Below are 24,151 nucleotides of genomic sequence, written 5' to 3'. Positions count from 1 at the left end.
CAATTAATCAACCGAATACAAAAAATGCCAGCTTGTTGCCGTCCGGGTCTTTTACATAGGCGCCATAGAACTGGTCCGGAATTCGCTGTCCGGGCTCACCGTCGCAGGTAGCACCAAGCTCGATCGCTTTCTTGTACATGGCATTCACGCCTTCTTTGGAACCCGCAGGAAGGGCGACCATATTGCCGTTGCCGGGATGGTTGGGTTCTTCATTGAAGGGAACGCAAACGGCGATCATGGGCTCGCTCATGCGCTTGCCGATAAAGGCGATACGGCCCATGTCCAGAAGCAGCTTGGCCCCCTGGTCGCTCAGCAGTTCGGCATAGAATGCCTTTGCTCGTTCCATATCACTGACGCCAAGGGTGACGTATCCGATCATATTCGTTCTCCGTTGATGGTTGTTTTGGGCGTAATAAATACGTGGAATCCCGGGCCGGGATCATTCTTCGTCGCCATCGGCCACTATCCGGTTACGCCCGGATCGCTTGGCGGCATACAGTGACTGGTCGCAGGCCGATAGTAAATCCCGAACCGAAGTGCTCTGGGTATCTGACCCGGACCAGTTAACTACCCCGGCACTGAACGTGATGCTGAAGATTTCTCCTTCATCACTGATAAAGCTTTCTGTTTGCAGGGCCATCCGCAGGGATTCCGCCACCTGGCCGGCTTCGGACAGCCCGGTATTGGGCATGAAGATAATAAATTCCTCACCCCCCGTGCGGGCTACGATATCGGATTTTCGGGTGCTGGACTCGATGATATCGGCGAAGCGCTTTAGCACCGCATCGCCGGTTGGGTGCCCATAGGAATCATTGATGATCTTGAAGAAATCGATATCCAGAGAAATCAGCGAGAAAGTATCTCCGTACCTCTCTCCCTGCACGACGGATTCCTGCAATTTCCGCAGCATATAGCGTCGGTTGTATAGCCCGGTCAGTTCATCGGTAATCGAGAGCTGTTCCAGCTCCAGTTCTAGGTTCTTCTGGGTGTCGATATTGATGGTCATGCCGTGCCAGCTGATCCAGCCATCAGGGTCTTTCTCGGGCCGTGATACACCTTTGAGCCAGTAGCTCCCGGATTTGGTCAGGACACGGTATTCGCAAACCCACTCCTCCAGGGTCTCGGCAGAAACGGCGATGCTCTCGTGCACCCTGGGGAGATCATCCGGATGGATCAGGTTGAAGATCTTGTCGGGATCAGATAGACAGTCTTCTGCCGTTAATCCGTAAAAATCCCAGGTTTTTTCGCTGAGGTAGGAAAAGTAGTAGCGACCGTCCGGCTCCAGCACAAAGGTGTAGATGATACCCGGCAGGGATTTGGCGAGTTGCTCCATCTGGTGTTGGCTCAGCTTCTCCCGGGTGACATCCAGGTGGGTTCCCATCAGCCAGCGGGTATCCAGGCCCTGATCGTCGGTTAGCAGCGTGCCGCGGGTGTGGATGTAGCGCCAGTCCCCGCATTTGTGGAGCATGCGGACCACGCAATCGAATTGGGGGGTGTCACCATCCAGATAGCGGGCCAGGGCTTCCCGGGCCTCCTGGAGGTCTCTCGGATGACAAAGATTTTCCCAGGTCTTGAAGGTGACGGGTTGGAGTTCTTCGAGCTGATAACCGACAAGCTCTGCCCAGCGGGAATTATAGATGACCTCCCCGGTATCAAGGTTCCATTCCCAGGTGCCCGCGCCTGTGCCTTCCAGAATTGCTTTCAGCCGGATTTCCGGTGTCAGTTCCATGTGCCTTTACTCTGAGTACGACGTTCAGATCACCCAGTCGTTCCGCGTGTCCCGGTTTTGCCAGTCAAAACGCTGTGCCCAATCCAGGGCCTGTTTCAATGGCAGTGGTTTGCTGTAGAAAAAACCCTGGCCCAGCTCACATCCCAGTTCAATCAGTTTAGCCTCTACCTCTGCTGACTCAATGCCCTCGGCCACCAGACGACGCCGGAAACTTTTCGACAAACTGATGATGGCACTGACAATCATGTCACTGTCTGGATTGTCGAGCATATCGAATACGAACGAACGATCGATCTTGATTTCCTGGGCAGCCAGCCGGCGGAACAGGTCCAGGGAAGAGTAGCCGGTTCCAAAGTCGTCGAGCGAGACGTCAACGCCCAGCTCACGGCAGGCGCTGACGTTCTCGAGAACGCGGTCGGTATCGTCCAGCGCGGTCGTTTCCAGAACCTCGAGTATCAGGTGCGAACGTATCGCTACCGGACAATCGCACAGGGCGGCCTCCAGATCGTCCCGGAAGCCCGGACCCAGAAAGTGCGACGGGCTCAGGTTTACGCTGATGGTGTAGGGCAGCCCATTGCTTTGGAACTCCTGGAGTCGTTTGATGGCTTCACCCAGCACGAAGTTGCCGACCTTGCGGGCATATTCGGTGTATTCAATGTGGTCCAGGAAATGGCCAGGGCCCAGCAGGCCATCCTCGGGATGATTCCAGCGGATAAGTGCCTCAAAGCCCTCCACCCTTTGTTTGCCGAAGTGAATCTTCGGTTGATAGTAAAGTTCCAGCTGGCCAAGCTCGAGAGCAGTGCCCATCTGCTCAATCACTTTGATTCGTTCTTTCCGGGAGTAGTGAGAATCCAGATCAAAGAGCACGTAATTATTTTTACCCGCCTCTTTGGCCGCGTACATGGCCTGGTCCGCGTGCCGAAGCAGCTGGTCGGTGTCCGAGTCGTCCTCAGGGTAAACCGTAACACCCATGCTGCCGGACAGATGCAACACATTGCGCTTGTAATTTATTGGCTGGCTGATGGCTTCCAGGAGCCTGGCATAGACCCGTTCGTCGTTGACATCTCTCAAAATGGCCACGAATTCGTCGCCGCCGAGGCGGGCAACCACATCATGAGCTCTGACACTCGCAAGCAGTCGATCGGCGACCGATTTCAGTACCGCGTCGCCGACGGCATGGCCATGCAGGTCGTTGATGTCCTTGAAGCCATCGAGATCAATAAAGCACACCGACACCAGGCCTTGGCGCTGATTGGCTTCAAACAGTTCCTGTTCAAACAGTTCGGTCATCCGGCGCCGATTCGGCAGGCCGGTGAGTGCGTCGTAATTGGCGGCCTGTTCGAGATGCTTCTGGTGTTCCCGCTTCTCCTGGTACAGGCGCTTTCGCTCGATCAGGTTGCCCACAGTCTGCATCAGAGGTTCCAGTTCCTCGGCCAGTCTGGCGGTGTAACCGCCCAGGCGATTGGCCAGGCCAATCAGACCGATTTGCCGATCCCCGGAAAAGACCGGTATACCGATGTAAGCCGTGATGTGGGGGTGGCCTTCTGGCAGGCCTTTCGCTCGGCTGTCTGAGGCTACCGAGTCAGAAACGATGACTTCGCCAGTGGTCATGGGCAGGCCGAGGATATTGTCGAGGCGGTCGAAAATCATGCCCCTGCGCTCAACTTCCTGATAAAGCGCCTGGGTTTCCGGGCTCCAGGCAATATTGGTAATCGCACCGATTTTCAGGAACGGAGAGTCGTCGTTCCGTTGGAGTACCTCGCCAATGAATCCGAACTGACTCCCGGTAAGTGCCAGCAGATCATTGAGCATCAGCTCAAAGGCCGCGTGTTCGTTATCGCTGGTCAGAAAGACATTCTGAGCCCGGTGAATGGCACGGCTCAGATGAGAGACTTTGACATACTCGCCCGTCGTCGTGGAAAGAAAAGCCCGCTCCAGTTCGTCCTCTACAATACTTGCGAGGCTGCGCAGTACGTCCAGCTCGATCTCGGTGAATTTCCTCGGCTTGTCATCAATAATGCAGAGCGTGCCGATCTTGAAACCGCTGGGTTCGCGTACCGGCATGCCGGCGTAGAAACGGATGTGGGGTTTACCGGTAACCAGAGGATTGTTCCGGAAACGGGGATCTTTGGCAGCATCCTCCACTAGCAGGATTTTGTCCTGCTGGATAGCATAGTCACAGAAGGCGACGGAACGAGGTGTCTCGGATTCGTCCAGTCCCTGCCGGGATTTGAACCACTGTCGTTCAGCATCCAGAACCGAGAAGAGCGCGGTTTTTACCCCGTAGTAGTGCTTCGCAATCCGGGTCAACCGCTCGAAGCGCTCTTCTGGAGGTGTATCGAGAATACCGAGCCGCTCAAGCGCCGCCAGTCTGCGTTTCTCGATCCCCGGGTTTACCATCGACCAGTCTCCGAACAAGGTCCAGCCGTTATTTGAACCTTACCACCAGTTCGTGGAGCTCGCTCTTGATCTGCTCCATCTCCCTCACACTATGGGTGGATTCATCGACTTTCGCCAGTCTTTCTAAGCGACTAGTTCCCGGTTGAGCGCGGCGCCGGCTTGGCGAGCCATTCGTGTCCCTTCAACATCCCGTACCAATAGAGCGTTGGCAGTTGCTTGGCCTTCAACCACCAGGCCGCCCGGGTAGCCTTGGTGCCATCGTTGATCCATTTCGGAAAGCTAGGCTGGAGCACTCCTCCATAGCCGAATTCCGCCAATACGATCTTGCCGTTCTCCACCGTCAGCGGGCAGGAGCCATAGCCCAGATAGGCGGCTTCAAGCGGCTGGTTACGGAGCGTGGCCACCAGGTTATCAGCTACCACTGGCGCCTGTTTTCGCACCGCAGCGGCGGTTTTGGCGTTGCCGGTTCCGCTCACGTCGCCAAGGCCAAAGATGTTGGCGTAGGTTTTGTGTCGCAGGGTGTCGTCCTCAAGATCCAGCCAGCCGCCCTCATTGGCCAGGGCTGATTCCCGGATCAGCTTCGGTGCCCGCTGGGGTGGCACGGCATGCAGCATATCAAAGCTCACTTCGCGCTCCCGGCTGTTGCCCTCGCCATCCGTCGAGCGGAAAACGGCTGTTTTCGCAGGCCCGTTCACAGCAACCAGTGTGCTCTGGAAATTCAGGTCAATGCCGTATTTTTCGATGTACGCTTCCAGGGCCGGGACGTAGTCGGCCACACCGAACAGAACGGCTCCGGCGTTATGGAACTGGATGTCCAGATTGCTCAACACGCCGTGTTTGAGCCAGTAATCGGCAGACAGATACATGGCTTTCTGGGGGGCACCGGCACATTTGATCGGCATTGGCGGCTGGCTGAATAGGGCCCGGCCCTTCTTGAGGCTTTGGACCATGTCCCAGGTGTAGCTGGCCATGCCTTCCCGATAATTGGAGGTGACCCCGTTGGAACCGAGTGCTTCTTCGAGGCCTTCGATGCCGCCCCAATTCAGCTCCAGGCCGGGAGCGAGCACCAGGGCGTTGTACGCCACTGAAGAACCATCACCAAGCGTTACCTGGTTGTTGTCCTGGTCGATGGCGGTTACCGGTTGTTGATACCAGGACACGAACTTTGGCATGACCTCCGACATGGGCTTGGAGGTGACCTCGGGCCGGAACACGCCTCCGCCTACCATGGTCCAGCCGGGCTGGTAGTGATGCCGGGTAGCGGGCTCGACGATGGCAATGTCGATATTGCTGTCCCGTTTGTGAATGCTGGATGCCACCGATATACCGGCTGCCCCGCCGCCTACAATCACGACGGTATGATTTTTGATGCTGCCTGTGGTGGTTGTGTTGCTGGTCATGCCTCGAACCTCTTGTCTTTGTTTGCTTCGCGCGAGTGAGCTTGAGATATATCAAAGCCTACCAAACAATAGGTTCTATCGTTAGATTAAATCGAAATATAACAGGTGGAAGCTCTAGAGCGGAGCTATAAAATTAGAGAATATAAATCAAAAATTCTGTTTTGGTAGTTTTTAGGTATTACTTCCATGAAGCACCTCAATTGGAGGTGTAAATCTTATAGCTATATGCTAATAACCAAGTTGATCAACAGGCGTTTTCAATCTTGAGGAGGACGCAATTATGAGAACTTTCCAGCAATCACCCGCAAAGCACCCAGGCACTCCGGATGTCGCGGGCTTTTTCGATCCTCGTACCTTCAGTGTGCAGTACGTGGTCAGCGATCCCGAGACGAAGCAGTGTGCCATTATTGATCCGGTGCTGGATTACGATGAAAAGTCCGGCGCGACGGCGACCCATCATGCCGACGAACTTCTGGATTACGTGCGCGAACAGGGCTTTGAAGTGCAATGGATCCTGGATACGCACCCCCACGCCGACCACTTTTCGGCAGCCCAGTATCTTAAGGAAAAGACCGGCGCTCCTACTGCCATCGGTGGCTATGTCACCGGGGTCCAGGAGCTGTGGAAAGGCATTTACAACTGGCCTGATTTTCCGGCCGACGGTTCACAGTGGGACCATCTGTTCCGGGCTGGCGACGAGTTCCGGATCGGCAATCTTGATGGGCGTGTGATGTTTTCGCCCGGCCACACTCTGGCCTCTGTCACTTATGTGATCGGCGACGCGGCGTTCGTGCATGACACCATTTTCCAACCGGATTTCGGCACTGCCCGCGCGGATTTCCCTGGGGGCGATGCCCATCAGCTGTGGGATTCCATCCAGGCCATTCTGGCCCTGCCGAACGAAACCCGGCTGTTCACAGGGCACGATTACATGCCCGGCGGCCGCGAGCCGGAATGGGAGAGCAGCGTTGCCGAGCAGAAGCAGGCCAACAAGCATCTGGCTGAGACATCCGAATCAGAGTATGTGGAGCTTCGAAACAGTCGTGACAGCGAGCTGCCGATGCCGAAATTGATTCTGCATGCGCTGCAGGTCAACACCCGCGGTGGGCGTCTTCCTGAGCCGGAGGCCAACGGCAAACGGTATCTGAAGATCCCGTTGGACGCGCTCGAGGGAGCGGCATGGGAATAGGCCCTTTGATGAGACACACAACCCCTTTGCCGGGCCTGACGTGCCCGGCTTTTTTTATGGGTGGGAGGCGTATTGGCGGAGTTAAGTGACTTTGTCACTGAAGGCCATATTCCGATGAGCTACGTTAGATCCGAAGTCTTTCGATCAACCAAAAAGGAGTTTCCCCATGATCAAATCATTCAAAGCCCTTGCCGTTGCTGCGCTTATAGCGGTTGCACCATTCAGCGTTCAGGCTGACAGCCACAAAGGCGCCGTTGAGGAAGTGCTGGTGATTCTTTCCAGTGATTCCTTGCAGACTCAGGGCATGGCGATGGTCCTGTCTAACACCATGGCCCAGCAAGGAACCAAGGTGAACGTGCTGTTGTGCGACAAAGCTGGTGATCTTGCCCTGAAATCCTACGAAGCTCCGGCACTAAAGCCCAAGGATGTTACTCCGGGGCAGATGCTGCGTGGCCTGCTCAAGCAGGGTGGCGAGGCGAAGGTCTGTGCGCTGTACCTACCTAATAGCGACTACAGCCAGGACGACCTGATTGACGGTGTAGGCGTTGCCATGCCGCCGGAAATGGCCGGCCAGATGCTGAACCCGAAGATGCGTACATTCACCTTCTGAGCGGAATGGCCCGGCAAACCAGAGGTGTCGGGCCATTAGCACTGACCATTATCGGTTTTCTTCCAGATCTTCGTAACCGGTAACCATGGGCTTGATCAGGCTGGTGAGCCTGGGGCCCATGGTTGCCATGTACACATGGGCAATAATGAAGACCAGCATGGCAAAGGCCGCTGCGGTATGAACCAGTGCCACCGTCTCCAGTTCCAGGGCATTGGATAGCGTTGCGGGCCAGTCGTTGTAGAACAGATAGAGCAGGCCACTGAGCCAGATGACCGGTGTAATCATCAGTTTGAAAAACAGATAGGCCAAACGCTGGAGCGGATTGTGTTTGGCCCGGGTGGTTTTCCGGTACGGATGCGGCTCACCAGTAAAAGTCCCGATCAGGTAGTAGCGTATCACCGCGAACAGTTTGTTCCGGGTTGGAATGTATTGCCGCCATTCACCCGTGGTGACATGCCAGAAAATGGCGAACAGCCACAGGATGATCAATGACCAGGCGGCCAGGGTATGCAGCCGCGCCGCCTCGCCGAAACCAATCACGGAATAGCTTCCGTGAATCTCGAATCCGGTAAACAGCAGCGTGAAGATCAGCAGGGCCTGGAACCAGTGCCAGAACCGTTCGAAACGCTTGTAGATCATTACCCGGCTCATGGCTGTTTCCTCCCCTTCAGAAGAATTCTTGCCAGACCATGCAGCACAACGCCGATCAAGGTCAGGGCCACCAACAACCAGCCAATACGATCCAGCCAGATGTTGCCGCTATGACCAGGCATATAGATGCCTGGAAGACCTGCGAGACGGCTGTTCTGAGCGTGGCAGGAAGCGCAATCCAGTGCCATTTCAGCCGGTGGCACCATGTGGGTAATGGGCCAGTGCATGGTGGTTTCGATGAAGTCGTAGCTGCCGCTGAAGGGCATTCCGGACATCTCGCTGCCGGCCTTGAGCGCCCTGGGCCAGCTGAAATTGCTCCACAAAGAACTGTCATCGGCACCAAACACGTGGGTGGCCAGCAGGGTTTTACGTTCGGTGTCGTAAGGCTGCTTGCCGTGCATGACTTTGAACGGCCAGATGCGGGAGCCAGGATCCTCCGGACTGCCCTCAATGCGGTTGATTTCAACCGGAGGATGGGCCACGTCGAGTTTTTCATCCACCAGGGTGTATTTCACCGTGCCGTCAAACCAGGCGTAGGTTGGCACGACATTTTCGCCGTGGCGGAAGTCCCCTTTCTCGCTCAGATAGCTGGGATGACCATGCTCGTCGTATTCGGTGATTGGCTGACCGTCATCATCCAGCCGGCCGGCAGTGGACCAGTCCCACCACACTTTGGTGGGGACGCCGCCCCGGGCGAATTCGGGCACATGGCAAGTCTGGCACGCCAGGGTGTCCACATGGTCGTTCAGCTTCTGCTGCGGGTGCGGTGAATCGCCGTGGCAGGACTGGCAGCTTGCACGGCTGAGATCGGTGTGGCCGGGGACATCGATACCCTGGGTGTCGGCGGCATTGACCTGGTAGCGGCTGCCGGCCACCTCATGCCCCCAACTGGTATGGCAATCGGCGCAGGCGAAATCGAGCCCATCCGGGGACATGTGCACATCCAGAGACCGGGGTGGACCCACCAGAGAGGAATCCAGATCGCCGTGTTTCACGCCGTCTGCGCCACCACCATAGAAGTGGCAGCTACCACAGTTGGCCCGACCGCTGGCGCCGACATTCTGGGCAATCAGTTCAAGATCCGGCGGCTGGACCATGTTGCCGCTGCCTTTCGGCCATTCCCGGGGTGTATAGGTGGGGTGCCCGGCCAGGGTGGGAAACTTCCAGTAGTCACCGGTGGTGTCGTGACACACCAGGCAATCAACGGCGTTATCCGCGGTGGGTGGTGGTTGCCCCATGTCTTCCCAGCCGTAGCCCACATGGCAGGAGGTACAACGGGGCTCGTTGGTGATGGCCATGCCGCAAAAACTGTTGATAACCTTGCTCTTGCCCAGGGTCTGGCCAGTTTCCGGATGCTTGTAGGTCCAGGTCCAGTGGGTGGTTGCACGGATCTGTTCGCCCGCCTCGGTATGGCAGCCCAGGCAGGCTTCGGTCACCTCCTGCGCATTCTCGAAAGGGCCCTGAAGTGCCTCGAATTTGCTGTGATCGGCAGTGGCGGGTGGGCGCTGGGCCCCATAAACAGAAAAGCCGGAGCAAACCAATGCTCCGGCCAGAACCACATAAGCGGAGAGCCTGCCAAAACGCTTGATGAAGCGGTTCCATGCAAAAATCTTCACGTCTCTGACTCCCTGGCCCTGTTCAAGGGCCGTATCAATATACAAAGACTCCCTGCAAACGCGACTTCAGAGTCGGTAAGGCCGACGATCCGGATTACGGACGATAGATCTTCTCGGGGTTGAGCGTCATGGACCATGGCAGGCCGTCATTCTGCCAGCCATTCACAATTCTCATGCCTTTCTTCTTGCCTTCTTTGGCGCCACTGCCCTGAAAGCCGTGGTCAATGTATTTCACATTGGTGAAGCCCCGTTCCAGCAGGTATTCCGCGCTGGGCTTGCCCCGGGTTGAGCCGGAACGGCACATGGTAATGACCAGGTCATCCTTGCTAAGGCCTTTTTCTTTAAGGGCTTTTTCCACATCTGCCGCGAACTCCGGATTGGTGTTCATGGCAAACCGGCCTTTATCAGCCAGAAATTCCGAGCGGTCCACCAACTTGAACGGAATGTTTTTGTCTACGGCATCGGTGAATCCGATAAACATGATTTCCACCGGATCCCGGACATCCACAAACAGCAGCTGATCCCCCTGCTTCTGAACCATGTCATAGGTTTCCTGTGGGGTCAGGGAAAGTGCTTCTTCCGCCTGGGCGCTGAAGGCAATGGCGAAAGTGGCAAGAAGAGCTGTGACTATCTGTTTCATGATGGTTTCCTCCTGAATTCGGGTGTCCCCTGTTCTCACTTCAACATACGCCTGTATGACCGAAACTCTCAATAAGAGTTATAAGCATATAAGCGTTGGCTTGATCGAGATCAAAACGCAAAAAGGGGCCGCCAAACGGCAAGCCCCCTTTTTCTACCTGCGAACCGGATTACAACTTGGTGGTGCGGAGGTACGGACGGATTTCATTCCAGCCCTGTGGGAACAGGCCTTTGGCTTCCTCGTTGGAAATGGAGGGCGGAATGATCACGTCGTCTCCTTTGCGCCAGTCTGCCGGCAGGGCAACTTTATTGGCATCACCGGTTTGCAGAGCATCGATAACCCGGAGGATCTCGTCGAAGTTACGGCCCACCGCCATCGGGTAGGTCATGGTCAGGCGGATCTTCTTGTTCGGGTCGATGATGAACACACTGCGTACAGCGGCAGTTTCGCTCTCGCCGGCGTGGATCATTTCGTACAGCTCGGCCACTTTGTGGTCAGCGTCAGCAACGATCGGGAACTGCAGGTTGCAGTTCTGGGTGTCGTTGACGTCTTCAATCCACTTTACGTGCTCTTCCACGGTATCGGTGGACAGACCCAGGGGTTTCACGTTGCGGGCTTCAAATTCTTTCGCCAGCTGAGCCGTGCGGCCCATCTCGGTGGTGCAGACCGGGGTGAAGTCGGCCGGGTGGCTGAAGAAGAATACCCAGGAATCGCCTGCCCAGTCGTGGAAGTTGATCTGGCCGGCGGTGCTGTCGATGGTGAAGTTCGGGGCGGTAGAGCCAAGCAATAAACTCATGATGAATCTCCTGTCGGGTTTTGCTGGTGGAGGCGGATTGCCTCTTGATGTCGGATTAACAATAACCCGTTCGGAGGTCGTTAGCCAATATAGTTATATCTATAGAACAAATAGGTTTAACGAATTGAAGGGCAGACGAGAGTTGCAAGGCCAGTACTTGTCACGGAAATGCCACAAGCTGCTGATACCGTAGCGATCCAACGGGCGTGGTCCTGCATGCCCTCCCTCTGTTTCAGGATCGAAGAGTTGCCAACGGAAGGCCTGTTCAACTGCCAGTCAAACGCCATTCCGCCAAGGTAACTTTAATGCAGCGAAAGCCCGCCTCCTCTCTCAGCGCTGTTCAGATCGCCATGCTGGTTCTGGGCGCCCTGATGGTTGTCTTTATCTGGGCCCTGTTCGGCTATCAGACCATTACGTCCCGAACGGAGGCGCTCCAGGCACGACAGTCTGAGCACCGCAATCTCGCGTTGATCGTTTCTGAAAGTCTCAAGCAGATGACGGATCGAGCCAAAGCGATGGGCAGTCTGGTAATGGAGGATCCAGAACAGGAAGGGGATGGGTTCGAACGTCTGCTCGAACTTCTGGCGGAGGACCCCGTGTTCAATCGCCTCAGCGTATACGATGGCAATGGTGATCTTCTTTATGCCAGTCACCCGGATTCTGCCCGGCCGGACCTTTCCCACCGCTACGGGCAGTTGGAAAGCCACATGAAACAGTACGGGGTGGTTCCCTTGTTGCCTCTGCGTCAGGGACCTGGTGGCGCAGAGCCGGGCTGGCGCCTGCCTTTTCTGGTGCCCGCTGGTGAACCGGATAGTCTCGGTTTGACGAGAGTGGTGCTGATTGAGCTCGATATCGGTTATCTCGCGGGCTTGCTCCAGCATGTGGAGCTTGGGCCAAGGGGGTTTATCCAGGTTCTGGATGCGGAGGGCGCCGAGTGGATGCGCGCCGATACCAGTGGTGTGATTGTTGGCGGGCTTCAGGTGCCACGTATTGAGCCAGCCTTGAGTGGCCGGGTAAGCAGCGGGCAGCGAACATTCGAGCAGAACGGTCAGCGTTATCAATATGTCTTTGTCACCCGCGCCATCCATGGCTTCACGGTCAGTGTTACGCAGCCCTTTGATGAGATCCTGGCCCCGCTTCGCAGCGATCAGCACAAACAACTGCTGCTGAATATACTGATGACGCTCCTGGTTGGAGGCATTGTGTTCTGGTTGGTGCGTGCCCTGAAACAACAGCAATCCGTGTTGCAGGCGTTGCAGTTATCCGAGCAAAGGAACCAGCAACTCATCGAACGCCTGGAAGGGGAACACGCCCGAAGCAGTCGGGCGGCATCGATTGACCATCTCAGTGGTCTTTACAACCGTCGTCAATTTCTCGATATCGCATCGCAAACGCTGAACGAGCAGCGAAGGAATCGCCGTTTGTCGGCGCTGCTGTTCATTGATCTTGACCGATTCAAATCGATAAATGACTCGCTTGGGCACCAGGTGGGGGATCTCTTGCTTCAGGCCGTTGCCGGCCGGATAAGGCGAATGCTCGGGCCTGCAGACGTGGCTGCCCGGTTTGGTGGGGATGAGTTTGTGGTGTTGCTGGCGGAAGATCGCTCGGAGAGCGATATCGAAACTTGGGCTTCGGGACTCACCAGCCATTTGTCCGCTACATACGAGCTCAATGGCACGGAATTGAACAGCAGCCCCAGTATAGGCATCGCAATTTGCCCCAGAGATGGCCAGACCGTTGAGAATCTGCTTCGCTGCGCTGATGCAGCCATGTACTCGGCCAAGAAGGCAGGCCGCGGGCAGTACCGGTTCTTCGACCAGTCGCTCAACCTGAAGGACGTTGAGGAGTTTCACCTGGAACAATCGTTCGCCGAAGCGTTGCGAAATCGCGAGTTTGTCCTGCATTACCAGCCTCAGGTTTGCCTGGATTCCATGGAAGTGATCGGGTACGAAGCGCTTGTTCGTTGGCATCATCCGGAATTCGGTCTGCTCTTCCCGGACCGATTCATTCCCATGGCAGAGAACAGTGGGTTCGTGATTCCTCTCGGGATGGAAGTTCTGCGTCTGGCTTGCGCCCAGATTGCTCAATGGAAAGTTGATAATGTTCCGGTACGGCCGGTTGCCGTCAATGTCTCTCCAATCCAGTTGGCTCAGCAAGAGTTTTGCCGGGATGTGATCAATATGATCCATGAGCATGGTCTCAAAACCTGTCACCTGGAACTGGAAATCACTGAAACGGCGATGTTGGATGCCAAGGCCGTCGACAGCCTGCATTCTCTGAAAGCAGCGGGTGTAAAACTCAGCCTTGATGACTTTGGCACCGGCTATTCCGGTTTTGCTCACCTGGAAGCCGTGCCGGTGGACAAGCTCAAGATTGACCGGAGCCTCATTGCCAAAATCTGTAACAGCCATGACGACAGTCCTATCGTCTCGTCCACCATTATTCTTGCAAAGCGAATGGATCTGAAAGTCGTGGCGGAAGGGGTCGAAACCCGGGAACAGGTGGTACACCTCAAAGTGGCCGGGTGCGATATTGCGCAGGGTTATCACCTGAGTCGCCCTATGCCGCCTGAGGATGTTCCGGGTTTTCTCCGGACGTTCGCCGAGGCGGAGGCCGTTGTCTGATGTTCAGGTTCGTTGGTTTTCTGGTCGGATTTCTAGCCCCTCTCATGGTGATGGCGGAGGAGACCATTCCTGCAGAATGCGATGTTGTCGAACTTACCTTTACCATGATCCCGAAGAAGAACATCGACGAGCAGCTTCGGGAGTATGGGCCGCTGATAACCCTGATCAGTGACACGCTTGGGGTGCCTGTTGAGATGGTTCGTGCAAGCTCTTATGAAAGCGTGATCGACTCAATTGTCTCTGGCGGCGTTGATGTAGCCGTTTTGGGGCCCGCCGCCTACATGATTGCACGCCGACGTAACTCCGGCATTGAGCCCTTTGCGTCCCTGGCTGTGGAGGGAGGGCATTTTACGCCAGAGGGCAGCTTCTACAATTCTATCCTGGTTGTTGATAGTGATAGTGCCGTCTCGGAACTCGAAGACCTCAAGGGTGCTCGTGTTGCGCTTGGCGATCCTTCCAGCACCTCAGGAGCTGTGGTTCCGAAAGCTATTTTCCCGGATGTCGTTGGGATGCCTTTCGATCGATTATTTGGCGCCCTGGTATACGCCGGCGGACATGATAAAGCGATGAACGCTCTGATCGACCGTCAGGTAGATGCTGCTTTCGTCTCCAGCGCCCGCGCAGATGAATATCTCAAACGGGGAATGATTGGCACGGATTCGTTCCGGGTGCTGTGGCGGTCACCGCCCTTGCATTATGATCCTTTCGTTTTCCGCAATGACTTGTGCCATTCTGTTCGTCAGAAGTTACTTGAGTTGATGACTACGCCATCACCACGCCTGAGGGACTTCCTCGACAGCCAGCACGCCACCCGGATTACCCCAGTGAGGCATGAGGATTATCAGGCGCTTGAGAGTTTGATGTAGATTCGAGTTCTTGCAGGAGTTGGCGTTTGCCAATAAGAGAGGGTGTTTTGCCAAACCACAGTGCCCCGCAAAACTGGGCTATGTTTGCACTCATCACACTTGTGTTTGTCCAGACAGGCTGTGCACTGCCCTCGCTGAAAAACCGATCACAGTCTGAAGCTTTCTCTCAGGAGTATACGGCAGACACCCGCCTTGGCCGGACAGTTGGCAAAGAAATCGAAAACCACCCTGACCTCAGCGGCATTGCTACCCTGGAGAATCCGCTGGATGCCTTTGTGGCCCGCGCGTTGCTCGCCGAGGCCAGCGACAACTCCCTGGATGTTCAGTACTACATCTGGCGGGATGATATTACCGGTAAGTTGCTTCTGTACTCGCTGTATCGGGCGGCCGAGCGTGGCGTTCGGGTTCGACTGCTTCTGGATGACAATGGTATCGCCGGCCTGGACGACTGGCTGGCGGCGCTGCATCACCATGATAACGTTGAGGTTCGGCTGTTCAATCCGTTTGTGATTCGCAGTTCCCGGGCCCTGGGCTTCCTGACCGACTTTGGCCGCCTGAACCACCGGATGCACAACAAGTCATTCACTGCTGACAACCAGGCCACCATCATTGGCGGCCGTAATATTGCCGATGAGTATTTCGGCGTTGGTAGCGGTGCCCTGTTCTCGGACCTGGATGTCCTTGCGATCGGACCTGTCGTGGATCGTGTCTCGCAGGATTTCGACCGTTACTGGGCAAGTCAGTCCTCATATCCGGTGGATCGGTTGTTGTCCGCCGCCGGCGATGAGGATCTGGATGAATTGGAAACCGGTCTCGCGGCGGTTGAACAGAATGCCGAGGCCCAACGTTTTGTGGCTGCTTTGCACAATTCGGATTTTCTCAAAGAGTTATTGGACCGGGAGGTCTCGTTTGTCTGGGCGCCGGTGGAGATGGTCAGCGATGATCCGGCGAAAGCCCAGGGGCTCGAAGAAGAGCAGGGTCTACTGAGCCAACAGCTCGCCCTGGCACTGGGTGAACCCCGGAAGACAGTGACCCTGGTTTCGCCCTACTTCGTTCCCGGTAACCCTGGCGTTGAGCTGTTCCGCGACCTTGAAAACGCCGGTGTGGAGGTGCGGATTCTCACCAACTCCCTTGAAGCCAACGACGTCGCCCTGGTGCATTCAGGCTATGCGAAATACCGGGAGGCTTTATTAGAGGCGGGTGTCGAGTTGTTCGAGCTGCGTAAATTCAGGTCGGAGAATGAAGACGAGCGCCGTAGCTCGGGCGGTATTGTCGGCAGCTCCGCGGCCAGCCTTCACGCCAAAACCTTCGCAGTGGATGGCGAGACGCTTTTTGTTGGTTCGTTCAATTTTGACCCGCGTTCAGCGAACCTGAACACCGAGCTGGGATTCTTGATCCAGAGCCCGGAACTGGCCAACGCCCTGGAGTCGGCCTTCCCCGGGAAGGTACGGCTGGCGGCCTACGAGGTTATCCTGAACGAGGAGGGTGAACTGCGTTGGCTGGAATTCAACGGGGTGGAGACTGTCGAGCACCGTCATGAGCCCAATACCGGGGCTTTCAAGCGTGCGCTGGTGTTTCTGTTCTCGTTGTTGCCGGTGGAGCCTTTGCTTTGATTTAAGAGCTTGGAAGCAAAGCCTAGAATCTTGCACAAATCTGCAATTCAGCCCTTTATTTGCTCAAACCGCCCACGGTATTGCCATGGAACGCGCAGTGCAGCGCCTCCCATCAATCGTTCAGACTGCTCGATAATATCTGGCCACCATCGAACGATTTGGTGTGCTTTGTCCCAGTATCGCGCTTTACTCCAATGCTTTGCGAGACAAAACACAGTCAAGCCCGCTTGGCGAAACGCCTGCTTTTCCAGATCGCTTTTCTTGAACTGATCCTGAGAAACCACGACCCAATCTCCCTCGTCTTTCAGGGCTTTTACCCACTCAATATCCGGCGTGGAGGGAGGGAACTTGTCACTTAAATGAATAACGGTATGGCCTTCACGTTTGGACAACTCATTGAGAGCCCTCGCTAATGGCGGAGGAAGGTTGTTATCCAGCAAGAAATTCAAGCAGCGGTCCTTCGCTCAAACTGAATGGCTGCCTCCACATCAGCCACATTCACTTCGTACAGTGCGGCTACGCGCTTGGCATTCTTCTCTTCTGCATGCCAGGCACTGACAATGGCCTCCACTGTCATGCCAGTCTCGGTCAGAACGGGCTTGCCAAAGTTCCGGGCCGGGTCAAGAACCACCCGGCGGCTTCGGGCCAGTGGAAACCAGCGCTGGGCTTCGTTGTTGGAGTATTCGATGCCCCGGTATAGGGAGGAAGTGATCACTTGCTTGAAAGCGTACTGCTTCTTTGCCAGATCAAGTAGGCTCTCGTCTCCGGTCTCTTCCAGCACGATGGCAAAAATCGCCTTTCCATCTGTCTGGAAACGCTTGCAAGTGAACGGGTAGGCCTGATTGAACATTTCCCGGGCATGCATGGACGCAAGGCGAATGGCTTGTAAACTCACGCCATGATGCCGGAAGGCATGCACGAAGCGAATTTCCAGCAAGTCGTGGAAGCCTAGTGCCTTCTCCGCCTTTCCTTCGAGTTGGGGGTGCCAAAGGCCAGAATAATGCGTTCCGCCGGAAGTGTATCCAAACAGCCATCGACGAATCTGGGGTGCGGGAATCCCGGTATAAGCAGCTGCCTCGGCTGGGGTGTACAAACCAACCCCAAGGAGACCTGCTTCTAAATTATTGATATCGAGATGGCTTCCCACAAATCACCTGTATATAACAGAACCGGATGTAACTCTAGAATATTAGCACATTGCGATTCCATCGGAGTTGGCTACAGCCACAGAAATGAGAAATTGCGGTGTTTGAATCCCATCGAACTGCTATATCTGTTATCCGACAACAGCCATAGGTCCGAGTATCAGCAGATATCTGAACGATAAAATGACTTGATGTCAGTTAGGGCGGTGTTAGTAAACGAATAAAAGAGGTAATAATACGACGTAAAGCGGGAAAGTGGTCGGCGTGGCAGGATTCGAACCTGCGACCCCTTCGTCCCGAACGAAGTGCGCTACCAAGCTGCGCCACACGCCGATCAACGGCCGGTATTATACGGATTCGCTTTGGTTTTACCAGCCCTCGGCGGATAAAAGGGCATCCGTAAATTTGCTGAGATTATCGTAGATACTGACATCGGCGCCGGGTATGGGTCTGGCGTCGAGGTGGCGTTCGGTTTCCTCGCCATTGCCGGTTCGTACCAGTACCGGGTGGCATCCTTCAGCGTGGCCGGCTTCCAGGTCTTTTCGGCTATCGCCGACCATGATGGCCCCTTCAAGGCTCGTCAGGCGGAAGTGCTGGCGGATCTGCTCCAGCAGGCCGGTCAGTGGCTTGCGGCACCTGCATTGGTCGTCGGGATGGTGAGGACAGTAGGCGATGAAATCGATGCAGCCACCCTCGGCCTCCACCAGTCGCTCCAGCTTTTCATGCATGGCGTCCAGTGCATCGGTGTCGTAGTAACCTCGGCCGATGCCGGACTGGTTGGTGGCGATGGCGATGCGGTGGCCGGCATTACAAAGCCGGGCCACCGCTTCTACGCTGCCGGGAATGGGGTGCCATTCATCCGCTGAGCAGATGTAATTGCCATCGTACTCATTGATGACCCCGTCCCGATCGAGAATGATCAGCATCGCTGCGTGCGCGTTCCTTCGGCGGATATCAGCCTGCTGTGGGCAGCAGGCTGATATCCGCGACGCGCAGGAACAGGTTGCGCAGACGGTTCAGCAGGGCCAGCCGGTTGTTCCGGATGGCGTCGTCGTCGGCCATCACCATCACCTCATCAAAGAAGTTATCCACCGGTTCCCGCAGGCTGGCCAGGGAACTCAGGGCGCTGGAGTAGTCGCCGTTCTCGAACAGTGGCATGACCTTGGCGGCCTGTTGGTCAACCTGCTCGGCCAGCGCTTTTTCCGCGCTGTCTTGCAGCAGGCTGGCGTCGACGGTTTCACCGATGCTGTCACCACCCTGCTTGGTCAGGATGTTCGACACCCGCTTGTTGGCGCCGGCCAGGGCCTGCGCTTCGGGCAGCTGGCGGAAAGCTTCCACCGCTTTCACCCGGCGGTCGAAATCAAGCGGGCGAGTTGGACGGCGGGCATGAACGGCCAGGTAGACCTCGGCGCCGATGCCCTGCTCATCGTAGTGGGCGCGGAAACGCTCCAGCATGTAGTCCACCACGGTGCTGGCGGTATTTTGCTCGGTCAGAACCGTGAAGTTCTCTTCCGCCCACTGGCAGCAGGTCTGCAGGTCCAGCGGCAGCTCACGCTCGATGATAATGCGCAACACCCCCAGGGAGGCCCGGCGCAGAGCGAACGGATCCCGGGTACCGGACGGTGGTTGGTTGATGCCGAACAGGCCCACCAGGGAATCCAGCCGGTCAGCGATGGCAATGGCACAGCCGGTGAGGGTTGTCGGCAGGTCGTCGCCGGCGAACCGGGGCATGTACTGCTCATTCAATGCCTTGGCCACGTCTTCCGGTTCGCCGTCGTTAGCGGCGTAGTACTGACCCATGATGCCCTGCAGATCGGTGAACTCCAGCACCATTTCGGTGACCAGGTCAGTCTTTGCCAGCATGGCCGCGCGCTCGGCCAGGGCCGGATCACTGCCGATGGCGTCGGCAATTTTCTTTGCCAGCGCAGCGACGCGTACGGACTTGTCGTAGATGCTGCCCAGCTTCTCCTGGAACACGATGGGCTTGAGCGCGTCAACACGATCTTCGAGCCTGGTCTTCCGGTCGGTTTCGTAGAAGAAGGCGGCGTCGGACAGGCGGGGCCGGATCACTTTCTCGTTACCGGAAACAACCTGTGAAGGATCCTTGCTCTCGATGTTCGCAACGGTGATGAACAGCGGCAGCATTTCCCCGTCGGCGGCCACCACGTGGAAGTACTTCTGGTGTTCCTTCATGGAGGAAATCAGGGCTTCTGCCGGAACCTCAAGGAACCGCTCCTCGAAGCGACCCATCAGGGGGACCGGCCATTCGTTCAGCGCGGTGACCTCGTCCAGCAGGTCTTCATCAATCACCGCTTTGCCCCCGGCTTCCTTCTCGGCAAGCTCGTTCACGCCGGCACGGATCTGTTCTCGACGCTCGGCAAAGTCGGCAATGACATAGCCTTCCTGCTTGAGGACGACTTCGTAATCGTTCGGTGTGGGTACGATCAGGGATTTCGGGCAATGGAAGCGATGGCCTCGGGTCTTGTTGCCCGGATTCAGGCCCATGATCGGCGCCTCGATCACCTTGTTGCCAAACAGCATCACTACCCAGTGGACCGGACGTACAAATTCGGTGCGGTGGGCACCCCAGCGCATGCGCTTGGGGATCGGCAGGCCTGCCAGGGATTGCTCCACCAGCTCCGGCATCAGCTCCACCGTGGGCTTGCCCTGCTCTACCGTGCGGTAGACCACCCAGGCACCCTTGTCGGTTTCCAGGGTGTCGAGCTGGTCCGGGGTAACACCCAGAGACGTGGCAAAGCCGGTCAGCGCGCGGGTCGGGTTGCCAGCATCGTCAAATGCAGCCTTGACGGCAGGGCCACGTTTTTCCACCGACTTGTCCGGCTGGGCGTCAGCCAGATTTCGGATACGGACAGCAAGACGGCGCGGAGCGGCAAAGGCTTCGACCTTGCCGAATTCGATGCCTGCTTCTTCCAGCCCCCGGGCAATGCCCTGGGTGAAGGCGTCAGACAGCGGCTTGAGGGCCTTGGGTGGCAGCTCTTCAGTGCCCAGTTCAACCAGAAAATCCTGTGTAGCCATGGTTATGCGTTCCCCTGTTCCTGCTGTGCCTTCTTCGCTTTCTTGCCCTTCTTGCTTTTCGCCTTGTCGTCGGCGGCCTCAGCGGCAGCAAGGACTTCCTTGCGCAACGCCTCGGGGGCGAGCGGGAAGCCGAGTGAGCGACGGCTGTCGAAGTACGCCTGGGCGACGGCACGAGCCAGGGTGCGAACCCGCAGGATGAAGCGCTGACGCTCGGTAACCGAGATGGCGTGGCGGGCGTCCAGCAGGTTGAAAGTATGGGAGGCCTTGAGAACCTGTTCGTAGGCTGGCAGGGCCAGGCCGGCTTCGATCAGCCGGGCGCTTTCCCGCTCGTGAACGTCGAAGCTGTGGAACAGGAATTCGGTGTCGGCGTGCTCGAAGTTGTAGGTGGACATCTCCACTTCCTGCTGGTGGAACACGTCACCGTAGGTGACCACACCGTCCGGGCCTTCGGTCCAGACCAGGTCGTACACGCTGTCGACGCCCTGCAGGTACATGGCGATACGCTCAAGACCATAGGTGAGCTCGCCGGTGACGGGGAAGCATTCCAGGCCACCCACCTGCTGGAAGTAGGTGAACTGGGTGACTTCCATGCCGTTCAGCCAGATTTCCCAACCCAGGCCCCAGGCGCCGAGCGTCGGCGACTCCCAGTTGTCTTCCACAAACCGGATGTCGTGTACCAATGGGTCCAGGCCGAGGGCCTTCAGGGAATCCAGGTACAGCTCCTGAATGTTGTCCGGTGACGGCTTCAGAACCACCTGGAACTGGTAGTAATGCTGCAGGCGGTTGGGGTTCTCACCGTAACGGCCGTCAGTGGGGCGGCGGCTGGGCTGAACGTAGGCGGCGTTCCAGGTTTCCGGCCCGATGGCACGCAGGAAGGTGGCCGGGTGGAACGTGCCCGCACCCACTTCCATGTCCAGTGGCTGGAGGACCACGCAGCCATGCTGCGCCCAGAAATTCTGCAGAGCCAGGATCAGGCCCTGAAAGGTCCCGATATCCGGAGTTGTCTGTTTCGTTGCCTTGTCTGTCACGACGGTTGCCTGCTGATCAGTCTGTGTGTGGCGCCCCGGTTGTCCTTCGGGGCACTCCGAAAAAAGAAAGGCGCATTATACGCGTGCTGGCTGTGTATTTCTAAGTCAGAAGAAGGTGAGACCCACCTGGAACAGTTTTTCCACATCCCGGATGCGGGTTTTGTCCACAAGGAACAGGATGACGTGGTCATCCGGCTGGATCCGGAGATGATCGTGGGCGATCAGTACCTCATTGCGCCGAACGATGGCCCCGATGGTGGTGCCTTCCGGAAGATTGATCTCATCCAGCCGCTTGCCGACCACCTTCGAGGACCGGTGGTCGCCGTGGGCAATTGCTTCGATGGCTTCGGCAGCTCCCCTGCGCAGTGAGTGAACGTTTACAACATCGCCCCGGCGGACGTGGGTCAGCAGACTGCCGATGGTGGTTTGCTGAGGCGAGATGGCCACGTCGATATCGCCCCCTTGGATCAGGTCCACGTAGTCCGGGTTGTTGATCAGTGTCAGTACTTTGCGGGCTCCCAGGCGCTTGGCCAGCAGGGACGCCATGATGTTCGCTTCATCGTCGTTGGTCACTGCACAGAACACGTCGGTATTCTCGATGTTTTCTTCGAGCAGGATGTCCTTGTTGGCGGCGTTGCCCTCCAGCACCACGGTTTTCCGCAGGTTCTCTGAGAGCATCACGCAGCGTTCGTGGTCCCGCTCCAGCAGCTTGACCTGGTAACGGTTTTCCAGGGTATGGGCCAGCCGCTGACCGATATTGCCACCCCCGCAGATAAAGATGCGCTTGTAGGGTTTTACCAGCGGTTGCAGTTCGCTCATGACCGACTTGATGTGGTCGCCGGCGGCAATAAAGAACACCTCATCGCCGTCTTCAATCACGGTGTTGCCCTCGGGCATGATCGCCCGGTCTTTCCGGAAGATGGCCGCCACCCGGGTATCGATTTTGGGCATGTGGGTGCGCAGGTAGGACAGCTCGTGGCCCACCAGGGGGCCGCCCCGGGTGGCACGGATGGCCACGAGGCGGGTCAGGCCCTTGGAGAACTCCAGTACCTGCAGGGCCCCGGGATTCTCGATCAGGCGGGTAATATGCTTGGTCACCAGGTGTTCCGGGCTGATCAGAACGTCAATGGGGAAGCCCCGCAGACTGTCGAGATCCTTGGTCTGGTCGCGCTGATAGAAAAGCTCGGATTTTGCCAGGTAGGCATTGGCGCGTACCCGGCAGATGGTGGTTGGGGTCTTGTACAGCAGTTTGGCTACCTGGCAGGCCACCATGTTGGTTTCGTCGCTGTTGGTGACCGCAATCAGCATGTCGGCGTCTTCCGCCCCGGCCTGTCGCAGGGCCGTGGGATAAGACGCCGCGCCCTGGACGGTGCGGATGTCGAGCCGGTCCTGCAACTCGCGCAATCGGGCACCATCGCTGTCGATGATGGTGATGTCGTTGGCTTCGTTGGCAAGGTTTTCGGCGAGTGTTCCGCCGACCTGGCCGGCACCGAGAATCAGGATTTTCATGGTTCGGGTTTCTCCAGCACGGCATAGAAGAAGCCGTCATGGCTGTCCGGATCGGGGAGCAGTTGCCGCCCCGCACCCATATCGCGCCCCCACTGAGCGTCTGGCTCAACGAGGATGGCATCGGTCTGCTGCTTGCAGAACCGCTGAATTATACGGTGGTTTTCCTGGGGGAACACCGAGCAGGTGGCATACACCAGCCGGCCTCCGGGTTTCAGGATAGCCCACATGGCGTCGAGCAACCCGAGCTGTATGGCGGCCAGCGGGGTTATGTCGGATTCTCTGCGTAACAGTTTGATGTCCGGATGGCGGCGAATCACGCCGCTGGCGCTGCAAGGCACGTCCAGGAGGATGCGATCGAATGTCTCGCCATCCCACCATTGGTCGGTGGCGGCGGCATCCGCCTGTTTCAGCGTGGCGTTGAGGTCGAGTCGATCCAGATTCTCCTGAACCCGGGGCAGGCGCTGCTCGGATTCGTCAATGGCGACTACCTCTGCCAGCTCACCACAGCTTTCCAGAATTGCGCAGGTTTTGCCCCCCGGAGCAGCGCAGGCATCCAGGACTCTCTGGCCCGGGGCGAGATCCAGCAGGGTTGTGCACAGCTGCGCTGCTTCATCCTGAACGCTGACGGCACCATCGGCGAACCAGGGCAGGCGGTCGACGGGAACAGGATTGGCCAGTTGAATGCCATGGGGTGCGAAACGGGTCGGGTTGGCCTCGATGCCAGCCTCTTTCAGCAGATCGAGATACTCATCCCGATCAAACCGCAGGGCGTTGACCCGCAGGGTCATGGGCGCCTGGGCATTGTTGGCGCCCAGAATCTGTTGCCAGTCATCCGGCCAGTTGTGACGGAGCTTTTCCACCATCCACACAGGGTGACTGAAGCGGGCCGAATCGTCTGCCGGTTCCGGCGCGCCGTCCCGCTCCGCGGCCCTGAGAACACCGTTCACCAACCCGGTCAGATGGGGCTTTTCCAGGGCCCGGCAGGCTTCGACGGTTTCATTGAGTACGGCGTACGTGGCCTGTTGGCTGAAGCGCAACTGGAACAGGGCAACCAGCATCAGGTGATGGATGATGCGGTCGGGCTTGCGCAGGGGTTTTTTCAGCCGGCCGTTGAGCTCGCCGTCGAGGCGGTGGAACCAGCGGCAGGTGCCATAGCAGAGGGCCTGGAGTTCGGGGCGCTCGTTTGCGGGCAGTCGGTTCAGGGCCGGCGGCAGGCATTGGGAAAGGGACTGGCCGTTTTCTACGGCCAGCATCACGCCGGCGGCGATGGCGCGCATGGGCTGTTGTCGGTCCCCCATG

General features: G+C 57.2%; 20 protein-coding genes and 1 tRNA gene. 5 read left to right on the top strand and 16 right to left on the bottom strand.

What is annotated here, in order from left to right; translation table 11 throughout:
• Positions 1-7 precede the first annotated feature (7 nt).
• The 4 genes from A8B84_RS12260 to A8B84_RS12245 form a co-directional block, all read right to left on the bottom strand.
• Positions 8-379, bottom strand: a complete 372-nt coding sequence (locus tag A8B84_RS12260) for a VOC family protein (RefSeq protein WP_064229446.1) — start codon at positions 377-379, stop codon at positions 8-10.
• Positions 380-439: 60 nt separating this feature from the next.
• Positions 440-1,729 (bottom strand): sensor domain-containing diguanylate cyclase, encoded by a 1,290-nt coding sequence (locus tag A8B84_RS12255; RefSeq protein WP_064229445.1) that lies wholly within the window; start codon positions 1,727-1,729, stop codon positions 440-442.
• A 24-nt stretch (positions 1,730-1,753) separates the two neighbouring features.
• Positions 1,754-4,129, bottom strand: a complete 2,376-nt coding sequence (locus A8B84_RS12250) for an EAL domain-containing protein (protein ID WP_064229444.1) — start codon at positions 4,127-4,129, stop codon at positions 1,754-1,756.
• Between the two features lie 131 nt (positions 4,130-4,260).
• A complete protein-coding gene (locus A8B84_RS12245) occupies positions 4,261-5,529 on the bottom strand; it encodes an FAD/NAD(P)-binding oxidoreductase (RefSeq protein WP_064229443.1) in 1,269 nt (422 codons plus the stop codon).
• Between the two features lie 280 nt (positions 5,530-5,809).
• Between A8B84_RS12245 and A8B84_RS12240 the strand changes: the two genes are divergently transcribed.
• A complete protein-coding gene (locus A8B84_RS12240) occupies positions 5,810-6,718 on the top strand; it encodes an MBL fold metallo-hydrolase (RefSeq protein ID WP_064229442.1) in 909 nt (302 codons plus the stop codon).
• Between the two features lie 166 nt (positions 6,719-6,884).
• Positions 6,885-7,328: a hypothetical protein gene (locus A8B84_RS12235; RefSeq protein WP_064229441.1), complete on the top strand. Its 444-nt coding sequence runs from the start codon at positions 6,885-6,887 to the stop codon at positions 7,326-7,328.
• Between the two features lie 48 nt (positions 7,329-7,376).
• On the opposite strand, the gene A8B84_RS12230 is transcribed toward A8B84_RS12235, so the two are convergent.
• The 4 genes from A8B84_RS12230 to A8B84_RS12215 all read right to left on the bottom strand — a co-directional run bounded on the left by A8B84_RS12230 (position 7,377) and on the right by A8B84_RS12215 (position 11,031).
• Positions 7,377-7,979, bottom strand: a complete 603-nt coding sequence (locus A8B84_RS12230; protein ID WP_064229440.1) for a cytochrome b/b6 domain-containing protein — start codon at positions 7,977-7,979, stop codon at positions 7,377-7,379.
• Positions 7,976-9,595, bottom strand: coding sequence for a tetrathionate reductase family octaheme c-type cytochrome (locus A8B84_RS12225; RefSeq protein WP_064230089.1), 1,620 nt, complete (start codon positions 9,593-9,595; stop codon positions 7,976-7,978). Before A8B84_RS12225 ends, A8B84_RS12230 begins: the two co-directional genes overlap by 4 nt.
• Before the next feature lie 94 nt (positions 9,596-9,689).
• On the bottom strand, positions 9,690-10,235 hold the full coding sequence (locus A8B84_RS12220) for a rhodanese-like domain-containing protein (RefSeq protein ID WP_227512812.1): 546 nt from the start codon (positions 10,233-10,235) through the stop codon (positions 9,690-9,692).
• Positions 10,236-10,404: 169 nt separating this feature from the next.
• Complete coding sequence (locus A8B84_RS12215) at positions 10,405-11,031, bottom strand: peroxiredoxin (RefSeq protein WP_064229439.1); 627 nt, start codon at positions 11,029-11,031, stop codon at positions 10,405-10,407.
• Positions 11,032-11,336: 305 nt separating this feature from the next.
• Here A8B84_RS12215 and A8B84_RS12210 point away from each other — a divergent pair, with 305 nt between their 5' ends.
• From A8B84_RS12210 to A8B84_RS12200, 3 genes are all read left to right on the top strand, one after another.
• On the top strand, positions 11,337-13,655 hold the full coding sequence (locus tag A8B84_RS12210) for a putative bifunctional diguanylate cyclase/phosphodiesterase (protein ID WP_064229438.1): 2,319 nt from the start codon (positions 11,337-11,339) through the stop codon (positions 13,653-13,655).
• Positions 13,655-14,521: a phosphate/phosphite/phosphonate ABC transporter substrate-binding protein gene (locus A8B84_RS12205; RefSeq protein ID WP_064229437.1), complete on the top strand. Its 867-nt coding sequence runs from the start codon at positions 13,655-13,657 to the stop codon at positions 14,519-14,521. Before A8B84_RS12210 ends, A8B84_RS12205 begins: the two co-directional genes overlap by 1 nt.
• Positions 14,522-14,601: 80 nt before the next feature.
• On the top strand, positions 14,602-16,134 hold the full coding sequence (locus A8B84_RS12200; protein ID WP_064230087.1) for a phospholipase D family protein: 1,533 nt from the start codon (positions 14,602-14,604) through the stop codon (positions 16,132-16,134).
• A gap of 47 nt (positions 16,135-16,181) precedes the next feature.
• On the opposite strand, the gene A8B84_RS12195 is transcribed toward A8B84_RS12200, so the two are convergent.
• The 8 genes from A8B84_RS12195 to rsmB form a co-directional block, all read right to left on the bottom strand.
• Positions 16,182-16,583 (bottom strand): hypothetical protein, encoded by a 402-nt coding sequence (locus A8B84_RS12195; protein ID WP_064229436.1) that lies wholly within the window; start codon positions 16,581-16,583, stop codon positions 16,182-16,184.
• Complete coding sequence (locus A8B84_RS12190) at positions 16,580-17,263, bottom strand: DUF433 domain-containing protein (protein ID WP_161947155.1); 684 nt, start codon at positions 17,261-17,263, stop codon at positions 16,580-16,582. The genes A8B84_RS12195 and A8B84_RS12190 overlap by 4 nt, the downstream gene beginning before the upstream one ends.
• A 272-nt stretch (positions 17,264-17,535) precedes the next feature.
• Positions 17,536-17,612, bottom strand: a tRNA-Pro gene (locus A8B84_RS12185).
• A gap of 35 nt (positions 17,613-17,647) precedes the next feature.
• On the bottom strand, positions 17,648-18,205 hold the full coding sequence (gene gmhB, locus A8B84_RS12180; protein ID WP_064229435.1) for a D-glycero-beta-D-manno-heptose 1,7-bisphosphate 7-phosphatase: 558 nt from the start codon (positions 18,203-18,205) through the stop codon (positions 17,648-17,650).
• A 28-nt stretch (positions 18,206-18,233) separates the two neighbouring features.
• Positions 18,234-20,315, bottom strand: coding sequence for a glycine--tRNA ligase subunit beta (gene glyS / locus A8B84_RS12175; RefSeq protein ID WP_064229434.1), 2,082 nt, complete (start codon positions 20,313-20,315; stop codon positions 18,234-18,236).
• 2 nt (positions 20,316-20,317) lie between these two features.
• Positions 20,318-21,343 carry a glycine--tRNA ligase subunit alpha gene (gene glyQ / locus A8B84_RS12170; protein WP_064229433.1) on the bottom strand — a complete coding sequence of 342 codons (1,026 nt, stop codon included), beginning with the start codon at positions 21,341-21,343 and terminating at the stop codon, positions 20,318-20,320.
• Positions 21,344-21,448: 105 nt separating this feature from the next.
• Entirely contained in the window at positions 21,449-22,852 is a 1,404-nt protein-coding gene (gene trkA / locus A8B84_RS12165) for a Trk system potassium transporter TrkA (protein WP_064229432.1), read from the bottom strand.
• Positions 22,849-24,150, bottom strand: coding sequence for a 16S rRNA (cytosine(967)-C(5))-methyltransferase RsmB (gene rsmB / locus A8B84_RS12160; protein ID WP_064229431.1), 1,302 nt, complete (start codon positions 24,148-24,150; stop codon positions 22,849-22,851). Before rsmB ends, trkA begins: the two co-directional genes overlap by 4 nt.
• Position 24,151: the final 1 nt, after the last annotated feature.

The sequence above is a fragment of the Marinobacter sp. EhC06 genome, assembly GCF_001650915.1.
GTDB lineage: Bacteria > Pseudomonadota > Gammaproteobacteria > Pseudomonadales > Oleiphilaceae > Marinobacter.
The sequence above is the reverse complement of the archived record's forward strand: the minus strand, read 5'-3'. Positions and strand labels throughout refer to the sequence as shown.